Raw genomic sequence first — 15,761 nt, 5'->3', positions numbered from 1 at the left:
CTGCGGGCATCTTCTCCCCGCCGGGGGAGAAGAGGGTACACGCGTCCGGCCCCCTCATCTGCGAAATCTGAGGTTTAGCTGCGCTAAGCCCTCGATTTCGCTTCTTCTCCCTCGCCGGGGAGAAGAAGGACGTCGGCCAGGCTCAGCGCCGCCGATAGGTGAAATGGTCGAAATCCGCCGGCTGGCCGCGTCCGCTGGTGTCGAAGGCGAACATGCCGGTGAAGGCGCCGGTGAACGAGCCGTGCTCGCCGCGGCCGCCTTCGTCGGAGATCACGCCGGCGTCGAGGACAGGCCCGATCGCCTGCCAGGCGCCCTCTCCGCTCCCCTCGCCCTTGCCATCGGCGGCCGGCCGCCAGAAGAACTGGAGATCGTTATCGAATACCTCCATGGCCAGATCCAGCGGGCCATCCGGCACACTCACACCGTGACTAGCCGGGAAACTTAGCCGGCTATCGGGATAGTCGCCGGCGCAGGAGAGGATGGTCACAACACGGCCGAGCTTCTCGTGCAGGGTGACGCCCAGCGCATGCAGCTTGTGGCGATTGTAGTAGTGGCTGAGGCCTGCGACCTGCTGGTAGGTGTCCGGCGTGAAGTCCACACGGGTCTCGGCCCGGAAGCGATGATCCTCCTGCCTTCGCGCCACCAGGGACTGCTCGAACCAGGAGCCGAGGCTTTCGCGACCGAAGAGCCGCAGGTGACCGGGCCGGGCGGCAAGGGAGAACAGGCGGTCGGGTTCCGGCGTGCGCAGCCACTGGAACTCGGGCGGAAGGGCCGCGTCGTGGAAATCGCGCCGGATGGTTTCGGGCCGCTCGATGCGCTCCACCGGCTTCGGCGGCGTGACTTCGACAGCAGGCACCGGGGCGCCGCTTTCGAGATAGAGCCAGCCGTCGTCCTTCCACATGCACTTCTGCAGTGCCGTCTCGCGCCCGAGCGTGCAGCGCCGTTTGGGCTCCAGCGGCCGGCCGCAGAGATGGGTGTGATAGGCCTCGCCCTCGGGCGTCTCGACATATTGCCCATGGCCGGCACGCTGGAGCGCTGCCTCCGGATGATCCTTGGAGGTGATCAGATGCGTGTCCGGATGCATCTCGTAAGGGCCCTCGATCGCCCGCGAGCGCGCGAGCGTCACCGCATGGCCGTAGCCGGTGCCGCCTTCGGCGGTGGTCAGATAGTACCAGCCGTTCTTCTTGAAGACATGCGGTCCCTCGACCAGGCCGAGCGGGCTGCCGGGAAAGATGTTCTTCACCGAACCGATCAGCTTGCGGGTCGCCGGGTCCCATTCCTGCAGCAGGATGCCGTCGAAGGCCGGATGCTTGGGCGAGCCGCCATAGCTCTCGGTGCGGTGGTTCCACTGCATGTTGAGGAACCATTTGCGGCCGTCGTCATCGTGGAACAGCGAGGGGTCGAAGCCGGAGGAGTTCACATAGACCGGATCGGACCATTCGGCATCGATCGACTGCGCGGTGACGATGTAGTTGTGCGCATCCTTGAAGTTGCCGTCGAAGCGCTTGACGTCGGTATAGACCAGCCAGAACTGGCCGTCGGCATGGGAGAGGCACGGCGCCCAGACGCCGCAGCTGTCGGGATTGCCGCGCATGTCGAGCTGCGACTTCCGCTCCAGCGGCCGGCGCACCAGCGTCCAGTTGACGAGGTCGCGCGAGTGATGGATCTGCACGCCGGGATACCACTCGAAGGTGGAGGTGGCGATGTAGTAGTCCTCGCCGACCCGGACGATCGACGGATCCGGGTTGAAGCCCGGCAGGATTGGGTTGTGGATCATGCTGCGTCTCTCCTCGGTGTATGGGGGCACCCCCCTCTGGCCTGCCGGCCATCTCCCCCTCAAGGGGGGAGATCGACTTCACGGCTGCCCCCTGCCTGACCATCGTCGCCGGCTCGGTTGGGGCACCATGCCAGCGGATGATCTCCCCCCTTGAGGGGGAGATGTCGGCGTAGCCGACAGAGGGGGGTGCCTCATTCCAGCGCTACTTCTTCTTCCGGGCCGGCCCCTTGCGTTCCGCCGAGGCGGCCCAGAGGTTGATGTCGGCATCGCGGGCGTGCACGTCGATCTCGGCGAGTTCATCCGCGGTGAAGTCGCGTTTCTCCAGCGCCTTCACGCAATCCTCGACCTGGGACGGCTTCGACGCGCCGATCAGCGCGGTGGTGATGCGGTCTCCGCGCAGGACCCAGGCAAGCGCCATCTGGGCGAGCGTCTGGCCGCGCCGTTCGGCGATGGCGTTCAGCTTGCGGATGTTTTCGACATTGCGCTCGTTGAGGAAATCGCGGTTCAGCGACTTGTCCTGCGCCGCCCGGCTCTCGTCCGGAATGCCGCCGAGATATTTGGAGGTCAGCATGCCCTGGGCAAGCGGCGAGAAGACGATCGAGCCGATGCCCAGTTCCTCCAGCGTGTCGATCAGCCCATCCTCCTCGATCCAGCGGTTGATCATCGAATAGCTCGGCTGGTGGATCAGGCAGGGCGTGCCGAGGCCCTTCAGGATCTCCACCGCCTCGCGGATGCGCTTCGAATTGTAGGAGGAGAGGCCGACATAGAGCGCCCTGCCCGACCGGACGATATGGTCGAGCGCGCCGCAGGTCTCTTCGAGCGGCGTGTCCGGGTCGAAGCGGTGGGAATAGAAGATGTCGACATAGTCGAGCCCCAAACGCTTGAGGCTCTGGTCGCACGACGCGATCAGGTATTTGCGGCTGCCCCATTCGCCGTAGGGACCGGGCCACATGCCGTAGCCGGCCTTGGACGAGATGATCAGTTCGTCGCGATAGCCGGCAAGATCGGTCTTGAGGATCGCGCCGAAGGCGGTCTCGGATGCGCCGCCCGGCGGGCCGTAATTGTTGGCGAGGTCGAAATGGGTGATGCCGAGGTCGAAGGCCCGGCGGACGATCGACTGCTTCAGCGCATCCGGCGTGTCGTCGCCGAAATTGTGCCAGAGACCCAGCGAGATCGCCGGCAGCTTCAGTCCGCTTCTGCCGCAGCGGTTGTAGGTCATCCGCTCGTAGCGGTCTTCGGCGGGGGTGTAGGTCATGCGTCTCTCCCATGCTGTTGTCGAGGAAGGACTCCCCCTCCCCAACCCTTCCCCACAAGGCGGCGGGGCTCTGTCTCAGCCATCGCCCTGCCCTCGTCGACAGTCTCCTTGCGTGGCAGCCATCCGGCGCACCTGTCGACCGTCGTGGCTGCCGCCCCCTCACCCGGCGCTACGCGCCACCCTCTCCCCGATGGGGAGAGGAGAACCGCTGGCGTCTTGGCCCCTCTTCTCCCCATCGGGGAGAAGGTGGTCCGAAGGACCGGATGAGGGGGCCGCAGGCAGAGGGGCCGGTTCGGGGCACGGCCGCAGTCTTTTTCCAGACCATTTATGCCCGATCCAGTGCCGGCTGTTGTCCGAAGCATACACTTACCTCAGCAGCGCCTGTGCCTCCTCGATGCCGAGCGCGGCGGGCTGGGTGCAGGTGGTGGAGAGGGTGACGAACTGGCCTGTTTCGCCGGACTGGAGAATTGCCGTCATAACGTCGACGCCGTGCAGGGCGCTCTCCAGCGAGCAGCGGGCGTCGCGGCCTTCGAGGATGGCGACCGCCATGTCGGCAAGGCCGGCCGTGCGGTAGTTGGCGCGCGGGCCGTTGGCATGGTCCTGGTTGTTGACCCCGAACGGGTGGTCCCAGTTCTCCAGCGGCGCGATGTCCTTATTCCGGCCCGAGGCCTCGACGAGACCGCCGAAGAAGTTCGGGTCGGGCACGTAGAGCGAGCCTTCGGTGCCGTAGAGTTCCATATTGGCGTGGCGGTGCGACCAGACATCCCAGCTGGCCGAGAGCGTGATGGTCGCGCCATTATGGAACTCGAGAAGCGCATGGACGTTGGTCGGCGTCTTCACCGGGATCACCTCGCCGGCGCGCGGCTGGCTGGTGATGGTGCGGGTCTCGCTCGCCATCGAGGTCAAGGCGGCAACCCGCTTTACCGGGCCGATGAGATTGATCAGATTGGCGATGTAGTAGGGGCCGAGATCGAGGATCGGGCCGCCGCCGGGCAGGAAGAAAAAGTCCGGGTTCGGATGCCACATCTCCATGCCGGGGCTCATGACGTGGCAGGTGCCGGAGGTGATCCGGCCGATGCCGCCCTTGTCGATGAAGGCGCGTGCCAGCTGGTGGGCGCCGCCGAGGAAGGTGTCCGGCGCGCAGCCGACGGAGAGCCCCTTGCCGCTGGCGATCCGCCGCAGGTCTTCGCCCTGTTCGAGCGAGAGCACCAGCGGCTTTTCCGAATAGACGTGCTTGCCGGCCTCGAGGATGCGCTTCGACACTGCGTAATGCGCATCCGGGATGGTCAGGTTGACGATGATGTCCAGTTCGTCATTGGCGAGCAGGTCATCGATCGTCTGCGCCTTCACGCCGTATTCCTCGGCGCGAAGCTCGGCGGCGTTCATGTTGAGGTCGGAGCAGGCCAGCACCTTCAGGCCCTTGAAGAGCGGTGCGAGCGAGAAGTAGGTGGTAGAGATATTGCCGCATCCGATGATGCCGACGCCGAGTTCGCGTGCCATGGAATATGTCCTGATTGGGTGAAAGGCCGTGGGAGATCAGTAAGTGTTGAAGGCGGCGATGGAGCGCTTGATGAGGCGGCCCACATCCTTCGGATTGTCGTGTTCGAGGATGTAGTGGCGCACGCCATAGGCCTTGAGTGCGGCCATCAGATCCTTCCACGGTACCGTGCCCTGGCCGACATCCGCCCAGCCGTCTTCCTCGGTATTGGTGCCGGCCGGCGCGATGTCCTTGACGTGGACCGCGGTGATGCGCTTGCCGTAGCTCTCGATCCAGGCGAAGGGATCGGCGGCGCCGCGGATGATCCACGCGATATCGGCCTCCCAGGCGAGTTCCGGGCCGCCGGCAAATATCTGCTCCTGCGGCGTGGAGCCGTCCGCAAGCGTGACGAACTCGAAGTCGTGGTTGTGCCAGCCGAAGGTCAGCCCCGCATCGCGGATCGGCTTGCCGATTTCCTGCAGGCGCTGGCCGAAGGAGAACCAGCTGCTGGCATCCTTCGGCCGCATGTCGGGCAGCAGATAGGGGCAGTAGACCGCCTCGATGCCGAGCAGCTTGGCGATCTTCAGCGCGCGGGTCGGGTCGCTTTCCAGAAGGTCGAGACCAAAATGGCCGGTCGGCATGGTCAGCCCGTTGCGGTCGAGATCGGCGCGCAGCGCATTGAGGCCGGCATCATCGAGGGCGGCATACATGGCGCCATAGCCTTCGACATGGGTGTATCCGGCTTCGGTGAGGAGCGGATAGATATTGGTGAAGGGCTGGAAATTGCGGGCGCTGTAAAGCTGGAAACCGAATTGGGTCATGGGTCATTCCTCCTGTTTTTCGGACGCTCGGCGCGGGTCCGCCGTGACGTCCTGTCCTTGTCTGGCGATCGCCTCAGCCGAGTTGCTGGCAGCTCTGGAGATCGTAGGTTCGAAACTGCGGGATCCGGCCGTCCACGAGGGGCGTGGTCGGGGTAAAGGTGACGCGGCGGCTCATGCCGGCATGAAGATCGAAGGCGTTATCGGAATAGCGGCCCGGGCAGTCCGCCTCGAGCATGACGAAGAGCGCGAGGCCGGTGGCGCTGACCCTGATCTCGAACCGCCCGTCGGCGAACGGAGCGACGCTCGTCTCCAGGCCGGAGGGCTGGAGTTCCAGGGCCTTGTAGGGCTGAAGCGCCAGATGCCCCTCGCCGCTCATGCCGTTTGAGGCGATGAAGCTCCAGGCGAGCAGCGCGTCGACCGGGATTTCCGTCTCGTCGAGGGTCAGGAGCGGAGCGGCGCGGTCGGGCGGGCATGTGCCGGTCGCGGTGCGGATCGGCAGGCGCTCGCCGTCGAGGGTGACGGCAAAGAGGTTCATGTCAACGGTCAGCTCTTCCAGGGTGTCGTTGACCATGGAAAAGGCGATGCTCGTTCCGTCCTCGCTCGGGATGGCCACGACATTGACCGGCTGGAAGAAGCGCCGCGCCATGTAGTGCAGCGCCTTCCAGCTGCCGCCATAGTCGAGGCTCGACCAGGAGGCGACCGGCCATGTGTCGTTGAGCTGCCAGTAGAGCGTGCCCATGCAATGGGGCTTCAGCGACCGCCAGTAGTCGACCGCCGTGCCGATCGCCAGGCCCTGCTGGATCTGGCTGAGATAGACGAAATTGGCAAAATCCTTGGGGAAGCGGAAATAGCGGAACATGGTGCCGGCGATCCGCTCGTTGCCGCCGGCATTCTTCTGGTGCAGCTCGATCACCGGCGAGGCGATGTTCATGTCGCCGCTGTCGGCGAAGGTCTCGATGACCGGCATCGAGGTGTAGGACTGGAAGCCGAATTCCGAGCAGAAGCGCGGCTTCACCGAGCGGTAGTTGTCGAAGGACTTGTTCTCGTGCCAGACCGACCAGTAGTGCATGTCGCCGGAGCCGTCGGCATGCCAGGCGTCGCCATAGTCGAGATAGCCCGAGGCCGGGCTCGACGGCCACCAGATGCCCTGAGGATAGGCCTTCTTGACCCCCTGCTCGATCACCCGGTTCAGCCGGTCATAGGCGACGAGGTAACGGTCGCGGTTGTCGCGGCTCTCCTTGAACCAGGTGAGCGCGCCGACCAGCTCGTTGTCGCCGCACCACAGCGCGATCGACGGATGGGAAGACAGGCGGCGGACCTGATAGTCGACTTCCTGGGAGACGTTCGACAGGAAGTCATCGGTGCAGGGATAGAGGTTGCAGGCGAACATGAAGTCCTGCCAGACCATCAGGCCAAGCCGGTCGCAGAGGTCGTAGAAATAGTCCTGCTCGTAGAAGCCGCCGCCCCAGACGCGGATCATGTTCATATGGGCGGCGACCGCCGACTGCAGCAGGTCCTCGGTCTTTTCCTGGCTGGTGCGGGAAAAGAGCGCGTCGGCCGGGATCCAGTTGGCGCCGCGGCAGAAGATTTCGCGACCGTTGACCTTGAAGGCGAAGCGCGAGCCGGCCTCGTCCGGGTCGGTGATCAGGGCAATGGTGCGCAGGCCGATCCGGCGGGTCAGCGTCTCGCCCGGAATGTCGGCGGACAGCGTATAGAGCGCCTGCTCGCCGCTGCCGGCCGGCCACCAGAGGCGCGGCCTGTCGATGTGGAAGACGTGGGCGATCACGGTCTCGCCGGCGGGAATGCCGCAATCCAAGCGCTCGCGCAGGCCGTCGAATTCGAAATGCACCGGCACGACGCTCGGCTCGAAGGCATGGAGGGTGAGCTTGACATGCAGGTCGACGCTGCCGTCCTCGTGATGGACCTGCTCGGTCTCCAGATGCTCTATGCGGGCCGGGTCGAGCTTCTTCAGCGCGATGGCGCCATAGAGGCCGAGCGGAGCAACGGCGATGTTCCAGTCCCAGCCGAAATGGCACTGCGGCTTGCGCAGCATGTTGCCGTTGGCGATCGGCGAATTGTTGGTCGAATAGGGAATGTAGAAGGGCTGGCGCGCCTGGCGTTCGGCCCCGGCTGAGATCGAGGAATGCAGCAGGATGCGAATGGTGTTCTCGCCCGGCTGCAGCGCGGCCGAGACGTCCGGCCGGTAGCGGCGGAAGCAGTTGTCGGCGGAGAGCACCGGCACGTCGTTGACGAAGACGACGGCGACCGTGTCGAGATAGTCGATGTCGAGATACCATTGGCCGTCGGCGTGATCGAGAAAGAACGACCGTTCCAGCGTCCAGTCATGCTCGGCGACCCACTGCACCGCTTCCTCGTTGCGACCGAAATAGGGGTCGGGGATGATGCCGGCGGCCTGCAGCGCCGAATGCACGTCGCCCGGCAGCGTGATCGCCGCGCCGTGTTCGCCCTCGGCGGTGGACAGCCGCCATTCGCCGGAGAGGTCGATGGTCATGGGTGTGTCGGAAGCATTCGTCATGGGTCAATCCAGATCATTCATGTCGGAGCAAGAGCGCCCCCCTCTGGCCTGCCGGCCATCTCCCCCACATGGGGGGAGATCGGAATACGGTAGGCGCCTCGTTTCCCGAAGCGCCGTTGTTGCTTGAGCCGCTCTTCTCACGATCGTCAGTAAAGCGAGCGGCAAACGCGGGCGGCGGCCGGAGCGTTCCCGACAGGAGACGGGAGGCAAGGCGCGTCCGTCCTGCCGATCTCCCCCCTTGTGGGGGAGATGGCCGGCAGGCCAGAGGGGGGCGACACCGGACTGCCTGTGTCCATCAAAGCCGCTCCTCGGTCACCGCATCAAACAGCGAGGCGACCGACATGTCGAAGCCGAGGCGCAGCTTTGCGCCAGGGCGGTAGCGGCGGGTGCCGGAGGTGCGGACCGACATGACGTGGCCGGCATGTTTCAGCCACAGCAGGTTGTCGGCGCCCATCGGCTCCTCGATGTCGACCACGGCCTCGTGGGTCTCGGCGCCGGCCGGCACCTCGTCGTCGATCAGCACGTGTTCCGGGCGGATGCCGAGCACGACCTTGCTGCCGGCGGCGAGCGGACCGGCCGCGTCGTAGCCGTCGAGGAAGAAGTCGACGCCGGCGGTGGTGAAGACCAGGCCGTTGGCGCGCTCGACCAGTTCGCCGCGCAGAAAATTCATCGAGGGCGAGCCGATGAAGCCGGCAACGAACAGGTTCTTCGGCCGGTTGTAGATGACCATCGGATCGTCGAGCTGCTGGATCACGCCGCTCTTCATGATGGCGATGCGGTCGGCGAGCGTCAGCGCCTCGATCTGGTCGTGGGTGACGTAGATCATCGTGTTCTTCAGCGAATGATGCAGCCGCTTGATCTCGACGCGCAGTTCCGAGCGCAGCTTGGCGTCGAGGTTGGAGAGCGGCTCGTCGAACAGGAAGACGTCGACGTCGCGGACAAGCGCCCGGCCGATCGCCACGCGCTGGCGCTGGCCGCCGGAGAGTTCGGCCGGTTTGCGTTTCAGAAGCGGCTCGATCTGCAGGATCTCGGCGGCGCGCGCCACCTTCTCGCGGATCTTGTCCTCCGGCACCTTGGCGACCCGGAGGCCGAAGGACAGGTTCTTCTCCACCGTCATCTGCGGATAGAGGGCGTAGGACTGGAAGACCATGCCGATGCCGCGGTCCTTCGGCTCCTCCCAGGTGACGTTTTTGTCCTTGATGAAGATCTGCCCGTCGGTCGGCTCCAGAAGACCGGCGATGCAGTTGAGAAGCGTCGACTTTCCGCAGCCGGACGAGCCGAGCAGGACGAGGAATTCGCCGTCGCGAATGTCGAGGTTCAGGTCCTCGAGAACGGTGACCGCTCCGAACGAGAGCGACAGATCCCTGATCGATACACTGTTGGACATGAGCACTTAACCCTTCACTGCGCCGGCGGCGATACCCCGGACGAAGAGCCGGCCGGATACGAAATAGACGATGAGCGGGACGAGACCGGTCAACAGGGTCGCTGCCATGTTGACGTTGTATTCCTTCACGCCCTGGACGGAGTTGACGATGTTGTTGAGCTGAACGGTCATCGGATAATATTCCGGCCGCGTGAACACGACGCCGAACAGGAAGTCGTTCCAGATGCCGGTGATCTGCAGGATCATCGCCACGACGAAGATCGGCAGCGACATGGGCAGCATGATCCGCCCGTAGATCTGCCAGAAACCGGCCCCGTCGATGCGGGCCGCCTTGAACAATTCCTCCGGCAGCGAGACGAAATAGTTGCGGAACAGCAGCGTCAGGATCGGCATGCCGAAGATGGTGTGGACGATGACGAGACCGGTCAGCGTGCCGTAGATGCCCATTTCGCGCAGCACGATGACGATCGGATAGATCATCACCTGATAGGGGATGAAGGCACCGACGATCAGGATGGTGAAGAAGATCTCCGAGCCCTTGAACTTCCAGTTGGCGAGCGCATAGCCGTTCACCGAGGCGATGATGATCGACACGATGGTGGAAGGAATGGTGATGCGCACCGAATTCCAGAAGCCGCGCGACAGGCCGTCGCAGTTGAGCCCGGTGCAGGCTTCCGCCCAGGCCTTGACCCAGGGTTCGAAGGTGATCTCCATCGGCGGCGAGAAGATGTTGCCGAGACGGATCTCGGGCATGCCCTTGAGCGAGGTCACGACCATCACATAGAGCGGTATCAGGTAGTAGACGGCGGCGAAGAACAGCGTGCCATAGAGCATGATGTTGCGCGACGAGAGCGTGCGCCGGGGCTTGCGGCCGCGCGGGCCGGAGCCGAGCCTGTCGGAGACCGCTTCGAAGCCGGCGGCCGTCGCGTTGAGTGTTGCGGGATTAGCCACGCTTCTTTCCTCCGAATTCCAGATAGGCCCAGGGAACGACGATGATGGCGACGGTCAGCAGCATCATGGTCGAGGCGGCAAAGCCCTGGCCGAGATTCTGCGCCTGGAACATGTAGTCGTAGACGTATTTCGCCGGCACTTCGGAAGCGATGCCCGGGCCGCCGCTGGTCTGGGCGACGACGAGGTCGTAGACGCGGACGATGCCGCTGGCGATGATGACCAGCGTGGTGATGAAGACGGGCCGCATCATCGGGATGATGATGAAGAGATAGGTCCGCCACATCGGAATGCCGTCGACCCGCGATGCCTTCCAGATGTCCTCGTCGATGCCCCGCAGGCCGGCCAGCATCAGGCACATGACCAGGCCCGTGCCCTGCCACAGCGCGGCGATCAGGATGCCGTAGATGACGATGTCGGGATTGTAGAGCGGGTCGAAGGCGAAGCTCTCCCAGCCGAGCGAACGCACGATCGACTGCACGCCGAATTCCGGATTGAGGATCCACTGCCACACTAGGCCGGTGACGATGAAGGACAGTGCGAAGGGATAGAGGAAGATCGTCCGGAAGGCATTCTCGAAGCGGATCTTCTGGTCCATCAGGGCGGCCAGCAGGAAACCGATCACCAGGCTGAAGATCAGCGACAGGATGCCGTAGACGGCGAGGTTCTCGATGGCCATCAGCCAGCGCGGAGCCGCCCACAGGCGCTCGTACTGGTCGAGACCGACGAAGGAAAGCCGCGGCAGCAGCTTCGAATTGGTGAAGGAATAGAAGACGGTCCAGAGCGTTCCGCCGAGGAACACCACGACGGCGGTCAGGATCATCGGGATGGAGGCAATCTTCGCATTGAGATTGCGCAGCAATTGGTTCGGCCGACCGGCGCGCACTTGGCCCGTCATGGGTCACTCCCTTTCTTCGCGATCCGCATTGGTGGCGTGACCCGGCCTTCGACAGCCGGGCCCGACACCCCTCCCCGCAGTGACCGGCCCCGCCCCAAGGCAGGACCGGCACACTGCGGCCGGGAGGAATGGGATCAGTCGGCGCTGGCGATGATGTCGGTGAAGCGCTTCTGCGCGTCTTCCGGCGTCATCGACGGCGTGGCGAAGAACTCGGAGAACAGGTCTTCCATCTGCTTCTGGCTGTCGGCGGAAAGCATCTGGTCGGTGCTGATCAGGACATTGCCCTTGGCGAGAATGTCGAGGCCCTTCTTCATGCAGTCATTGGCAGCCGCCAGATCGACGTCGCCGCGGATCGGCAGCGAGCCCTTCTTCAGGTTGAAGGCGACCTGGGTGGCCGGATTGACCAGCGTCGAGGCCAGAACTTCCTGGGCCTTGGACTTTTCCTCGTCCTTCAGCACGGGGAAGTAGAAGGCGTCGCCGCCCGTCGTGATGATCTCGTTGACGCCGAGACCCGGCAGGCAGGTGTAGTCCTTGCCAGCGACCTGGCCGGCCAGCTGGAATTCGCCCTGCGCCCAGTCACCCATGATCTGGCCGCCGGCCTTGCCGGTGATGACGAGATTGGTCGCCTGGTTCCAGTCCTGGACATTGCTGCCCGCGGACATGCGGCGCGCATCGTCGGCAGCCTTGAACACCTTGGCGATCTCAGGCCCGGCCGCCACTTCCGCGTCCTTGTCCTGGAACACCTTGAGATAGGTGTCCTTGCCGCCGATGGCGATCATCAGAACACCGAAGGCGCCATTGGCCTGCCACGGCTGACCGCCGACCGCGAGCGGCTGAATACCGGCCTTTTCAAGTGCCGGGGCAGCCGCGACGAACTCGTCCCAGTTCTTCGGCACGGGCACGCCGGCCTTCTCGAAGGCGGCGTTGGAAAGCCACAGCCACTGCCAGGAGTGGATGTTGACGGGGGCGCAATAGATCTTGCCGTCGATGGTGCAGGAATCCAGCAGGCTGAGCGGCCGGATGAAGTCCTTCCACTTTTCCTTTTCCGCCACCGCTGTCAGGTCGCGCATCAGGCCGGACTGCGCCAGTTCCTCGGCCTGGCGGCCGTGGTTGAACTGGGTGGCCGCCATCGGGTCGCCGCCGGTGATGCGGCTGACCATGATCGGACGGGCCGTTCCGCCGGAGCCGGCGATCGCGCCGTCGACCCATTTATTGCCGGTGGCATCGAATGCCTTGGCGAGTTCGGCGACTGCGGCCGCTTCGCCGCCCGAGGTCCACCAATGGGTGACCTCGAGATCGGCAGCCTGGCTTACAGAAAACGGTAGTATTGCGCTTGCGGCCAAAGCTGCCGCGACGCTACGAAAATTCATGAGTGTCCTCCCTCACTGAAACGTTGCCGGAAAAACCTATTACAATCGATTTAAGGGCGCAACCTCCGCGATGTTAATTTTTTGTTACACCGTCGCTTTCCACCCTAGGCAGCACGCAGGCGCAGCATGACGCACCCCGAAAGCGGGTAGTGAGAAACACTACTCAACCGTGTCTTATCGTCATGTTTTCCGTATTTTGCCGTGCTGCGGCACGTTTCGCCGTGCATTGCGGCATTTTCCGATCAGACAGGGCCCACGGTCCTGGCCTTTTCCGCCAATTCCCCCTATGCGTGCATGACGAATACAGCCCATGACAAATTCCTGCTCGACAAAGCTACTGTATCGTTACAGATTTGAATTGTTGTTCGTTGCGCATTGATCGTCCCGCCGCGTTTGCAGCCGGCGCGCGGGCAACTATAATGGCGGCTCAAGGGAAGCGGCGGGGACAGCATGAAACATGACAAGCCGCGGGACGGATCAGGTCCCGCGAAGGAAGGCAAGGAGCGACCGACGCTCAAGACGATCGCCTTCATGACGGGACTGGGCATCACCACCGTGTCGCGCGCGCTGAAAGACGCGCCCGACATCGGCGCGGAAACCAAGGAGCGGGTGCGCATGGTGGCGCGCCAGCTCGGTTACCAGCCGAATCGCGCCGGCGTGCGCCTGAGGACCGGCAAGACGAACGTGATCGCCCTGGTGCTCAGCATCGACGAGGAGATCATGGGCTTTTCCAGCCAGATGGTCTTCGGCATTTCGGAAGTGCTTTCGGGCACGCCCTACCATATCGTCGTCACGCCGCATTCGCACAGCAAGGATCCGATGCAGCCGGTGCGCTATATCCTCGACACGGGATCGGCCGACGGCGTGATCATTTCGCGCATCGAGCCGGACGACGCGCGGGTCAGGCTGCTGACCGAGCAGAACATGCCCTTCGCCACCCATGGCCGCACCGATGCCGGGCTCGTCCATCCCTATCACGACTTCGACAACGAGGCCTATGCGCGCCAGGCAGTGCAGCGGCTGGTGGCGCGGGGCCGCAAGCGCATCGCCCTTCTGCAGCCACCGAGCAAGCTGACCTATTACACGCATACGCGCGCCGGTTTCCTGGCGGGGCTTCGCGAGTTCGGCGCCGAGGAAGTGCCGCTCGCCGTCAATATCGACACGCCGCTGGCGGAGATCCGCGACGGGATCGAGGCGCTGATGCGCTCCCCGGACGCCCCGGACGGCATCATCTGCTCATCGGGAAGTGCGGCCATTTCAGTCAATGCCGGGATCGAGGCGGCGGGAAAACGCGTCGGGCGCGATATCGACATGGTGTCGAAACAGTCGGCGCCGATCCTCAACTGGATCCGCCCGGAGATCATCACGGCTTCCGAAGACGTGCGCCTCGCCGGCCGCGAACTCGCCAAGGCGGTGATCGCCAGCATCGACGGCGTGGCGCCCGACATGCTGCAAAGCATCAGCCAGCCGGTCTGGGACGATTGAGCGCGCGGCTGGTCTTGGCAGGGCTCTTGCGTGAAATATCGACGCGTCGGCGTGAAATTCGATGCGTGGAGAGCATGCACAACGGGCGTGGCGTTCTCCCGCTTCTCCCCAGCGGGGAGAAGTGCCGAACGCAGTGAGGCGATGAGGGGGCCGAGTGCGCCAACATCAGGTGGCTTCGCTCCCCCTCATCCGGCGCTACGCGCCACCTTCTCCCCGCTGGGGAGAAGAGGGCCTCTCGGCTCCGCGCCTCGTCTTCCAGCCGTGGCTGACGAAGGACTGCCGGTGGTAGTCCCAGTCTGGAGCTAGCATCCCAGCCCGGCCTCATTGCCGTGATTGGCGAAGCTCAGCCGCCCGCGCCCCACGGGCCGTGGTGGAGGGGAAGCCCGTCGGTGCGGTCGAAGCCGTGGGCGCCGAAGAAATCGCGCTGGGCCTGGATGAGGTTGGCGGTGCCGCGGGCCTGGCGGTAGGCGTCGAAATAGGACAGCGCCGAGGACAGGGCCGGAACCGGAATGCCGGCAGTGACGGCGGCCGAAACGATGCGGCGCAGCGACGGCAGGCTCTCGGCCACCATGGCGGAGAAGGCCGGCGTGACGATCAGGTTGGCGACGTCCGGCTTATCTGTGAACGCCTTGGTGATCTCGTCGAGGAATTGCGAACGGATGATGCAGCCGGCGCGCCAGATGCGGGCAATGGTCGGCATGGGGAGCGACCAGCCGAATTCGCGCGAAGCCTCCGCCATGACGGCAAAACCCTGGGCATAGGCGCCGATCTTGGCGGCAAACAGCGCGAGTTCGAGGTCGTTCATGAGGGGCGCGCCGTCCTTGAGCGGGAAGGCGTAGGCCGGCGTGCCGAACAGCGCCTCGGCCGCCTCGCGCTCGGCCTTCATCGACGACAGGCTGCGGGCGGCGACCGCCGCCTCGATGGCGGTTGCCGGCACGCCCATCTGCTGCGCCTCGATCGCCGACCACTTGCCGGTGCCCTTCTGGCCGGCGCGGTCGACAATCATGTCGACCATGGGCTTGCCCGTTTCCGGGTCTGCGGTGGCGAGCACCTTTTCGGTGATCTCGATCAGGTAGGAATTGAGCCGGCCCCGGTTCCACCGGCCGAAGATCGCGCCGATGTCGCGGGATGACTTGCCGAGGCCGTCGCGCAGCACGCCGTAGATCTCGGCGATCATCTGCATGTCGGCATATTCGATGCCGTTATGGATGGTCTTGACGAAGTGCCCTGCCCCGCCCTCGCCCAGCCAGGCGCAGCACGGATCGCCCTCGTAGCGGGCGGCGATCGAATTCAGCACCTTCTCGACACGGGCGTAGGACTGCTGCGTGCCGCCGACCATGATCGAGGGGCCGTGGCGGGCGCCCTCCTCCCCACCGGACACGCCCATGCCGATGAAGGTCAGGCCTGTGTCCTTCAGCCGGTCGAAGCGGGCGATGGTGTCGCGGAAATTGGCATTGCCGGCATCGATGATGATGTCACCGCCGGAAAGCAGCGGCTTCAGGGCGTCGATCTGCTGGTCGACCGCCTCTCCCGCCTTGATCATGATGATGATCGGCCGCGGCGGGCGGATGGCGGCGACGAAGGCCTCGATGGTGTCGCAGCCGATGATGGCGGGGGCGAGCGCCCCGGCCTCGGCGACGAATTCCGCGGACCGCGAGGGCGTGCGGTTGAACACCGCGATGCGGCTGCCTTTTTCGGCGATGTTGAGGGCCAGGTTCGATCCCATGACCCCGAGACCGATCAGTCCGATTTCCGCAAGTTCCGCCATGTGTGCCTCTTCGCATCGAATGGATAAGGAGCACTTTGT

At 64.5% G+C, this 15,761-nt stretch carries 11 protein-coding genes; 1 reads left to right on the top strand and 10 read right to left on the bottom strand.

Annotation, left to right across the window (positions count from 1 at the left end):
• Positions 1-142: 142 nt before the first annotated feature.
• The 9 genes from L867_RS0100890 to L867_RS0100850 form a co-directional block, all read right to left on the bottom strand.
• The gene (locus L867_RS0100890) at positions 143-1,777 is read right to left on the bottom strand and encodes a glycoside hydrolase family 43 protein (protein WP_028735132.1); all 1,635 of its coding nucleotides are present in this window, start codon (positions 1,775-1,777) and stop codon (positions 143-145) included.
• Positions 1,778-1,979: 202 nt separating this feature from the next.
• Complete coding sequence (mgrA, locus tag L867_RS0100885; RefSeq protein ID WP_028735131.1) at positions 1,980-3,032, bottom strand: L-glyceraldehyde 3-phosphate reductase; 1,053 nt, start codon at positions 3,030-3,032, stop codon at positions 1,980-1,982.
• Positions 3,033-3,398: 366 nt separating this feature from the next.
• Complete coding sequence (locus L867_RS0100880; RefSeq protein WP_028735130.1) at positions 3,399-4,532, bottom strand: Gfo/Idh/MocA family protein; 1,134 nt, start codon at positions 4,530-4,532, stop codon at positions 3,399-3,401.
• Between the two features lie 36 nt (positions 4,533-4,568).
• Positions 4,569-5,330 carry a sugar phosphate isomerase/epimerase family protein gene (locus L867_RS0100875; RefSeq protein ID WP_028735129.1) on the bottom strand — a complete coding sequence of 254 codons (762 nt, stop codon included), beginning with the start codon at positions 5,328-5,330 and terminating at the stop codon, positions 4,569-4,571.
• Between the two features lie 73 nt (positions 5,331-5,403).
• Positions 5,404-7,866 carry a beta-mannosidase gene (locus L867_RS0100870; RefSeq protein WP_028735128.1) on the bottom strand — a complete coding sequence of 821 codons (2,463 nt, stop codon included), beginning with the start codon at positions 7,864-7,866 and terminating at the stop codon, positions 5,404-5,406.
• 295 nt (positions 7,867-8,161) lie between these two features.
• Positions 8,162-9,253 carry an ABC transporter ATP-binding protein gene (locus tag L867_RS0100865; protein WP_028735127.1) on the bottom strand — a complete coding sequence of 364 codons (1,092 nt, stop codon included), beginning with the start codon at positions 9,251-9,253 and terminating at the stop codon, positions 8,162-8,164.
• A gap of 6 nt (positions 9,254-9,259) precedes the next feature.
• Positions 9,260-10,204 (bottom strand): carbohydrate ABC transporter permease, encoded by a 945-nt coding sequence (locus tag L867_RS0100860; protein ID WP_028735126.1) that lies wholly within the window; start codon positions 10,202-10,204, stop codon positions 9,260-9,262.
• On the bottom strand, positions 10,197-11,099 hold the full coding sequence (locus tag L867_RS0100855; protein ID WP_028735125.1) for a carbohydrate ABC transporter permease: 903 nt from the start codon (positions 11,097-11,099) through the stop codon (positions 10,197-10,199). The genes L867_RS0100860 and L867_RS0100855 overlap by 8 nt, the downstream gene beginning before the upstream one ends.
• Before the next feature lie 134 nt (positions 11,100-11,233).
• A complete protein-coding gene (locus L867_RS0100850) occupies positions 11,234-12,469 on the bottom strand; it encodes an ABC transporter substrate-binding protein (protein ID WP_028735124.1) in 1,236 nt (411 codons plus the stop codon).
• Between the two features lie 450 nt (positions 12,470-12,919).
• Here L867_RS0100850 and L867_RS0100845 point away from each other — a divergent pair, with 450 nt between their 5' ends.
• On the top strand, positions 12,920-13,954 hold the full coding sequence (locus tag L867_RS0100845; RefSeq protein WP_028735123.1) for a LacI family transcriptional regulator: 1,035 nt from the start codon (positions 12,920-12,922) through the stop codon (positions 13,952-13,954).
• Positions 13,955-14,297: 343 nt separating this feature from the next.
• Here the strand turns inward: L867_RS0100845 and gndA are convergent, their stop codons facing one another.
• The gene (gndA, locus tag L867_RS0100840) at positions 14,298-15,722 is read right to left on the bottom strand and encodes an NADP-dependent phosphogluconate dehydrogenase (protein ID WP_037172275.1); all 1,425 of its coding nucleotides are present in this window, start codon (positions 15,720-15,722) and stop codon (positions 14,298-14,300) included.
• Positions 15,723-15,761: the final 39 nt, after the last annotated feature.

Origin of the sequence: Paenirhizobium selenitireducens ATCC BAA-1503 (assembly GCF_000518785.1) — a bacterium.
Classification (GTDB): Bacteria; Pseudomonadota; Alphaproteobacteria; order Rhizobiales; family Rhizobiaceae; genus Allorhizobium; species Allorhizobium selenitireducens.
Note: the sequence above shows the minus strand (reverse complement) of the source record. Positions and strands in the feature narration are given on the sequence as shown.

Bases quoted from the DNA above. Each gene is read 5' to 3' on its own strand.
- L867_RS0100890 (WP_028735132.1), bottom strand. From the start codon at position 1,777: ATGATCCACAACCCAATCCTGCCGGGCTTCAACCCGGATCCGTCGATC.
- mgrA (WP_028735131.1), bottom strand. From the start codon at position 3,032: ATGACCTACACCCCCGCCGAAGACCGCTACGAGCGGATGACCTACAAC.
- L867_RS0100880 (WP_028735130.1), bottom strand. From the start codon at position 4,532: ATGGCACGCGAACTCGGCGTCGGCATCATCGGATGCGGCAATATCTCT.
- L867_RS0100875 (WP_028735129.1), bottom strand. From the start codon at position 5,330: ATGACCCAATTCGGTTTCCAGCTTTACAGCGCCCGCAATTTCCAGCCC.
- L867_RS0100870 (WP_028735128.1), bottom strand. From the start codon at position 7,866: ATGACGAATGCTTCCGACACACCCATGACCATCGACCTCTCCGGCGAA.
- L867_RS0100865 (WP_028735127.1), bottom strand. From the start codon at position 9,253: ATGTCCAACAGTGTATCGATCAGGGATCTGTCGCTCTCGTTCGGAGCG.
- L867_RS0100855 (WP_028735125.1), bottom strand. From the start codon at position 11,099: ATGACGGGCCAAGTGCGCGCCGGTCGGCCGAACCAATTGCTGCGCAAT.
- L867_RS0100850 (WP_028735124.1), bottom strand. From the start codon at position 12,469: ATGAATTTTCGTAGCGTCGCGGCAGCTTTGGCCGCAAGCGCAATACTA.
- L867_RS0100845 (WP_028735123.1), top strand. From the start codon at position 12,920: ATGAAACATGACAAGCCGCGGGACGGATCAGGTCCCGCGAAGGAAGGC.
- gndA (WP_037172275.1), bottom strand. From the start codon at position 15,722: ATGGCGGAACTTGCGGAAATCGGACTGATCGGTCTCGGGGTCATGGGA.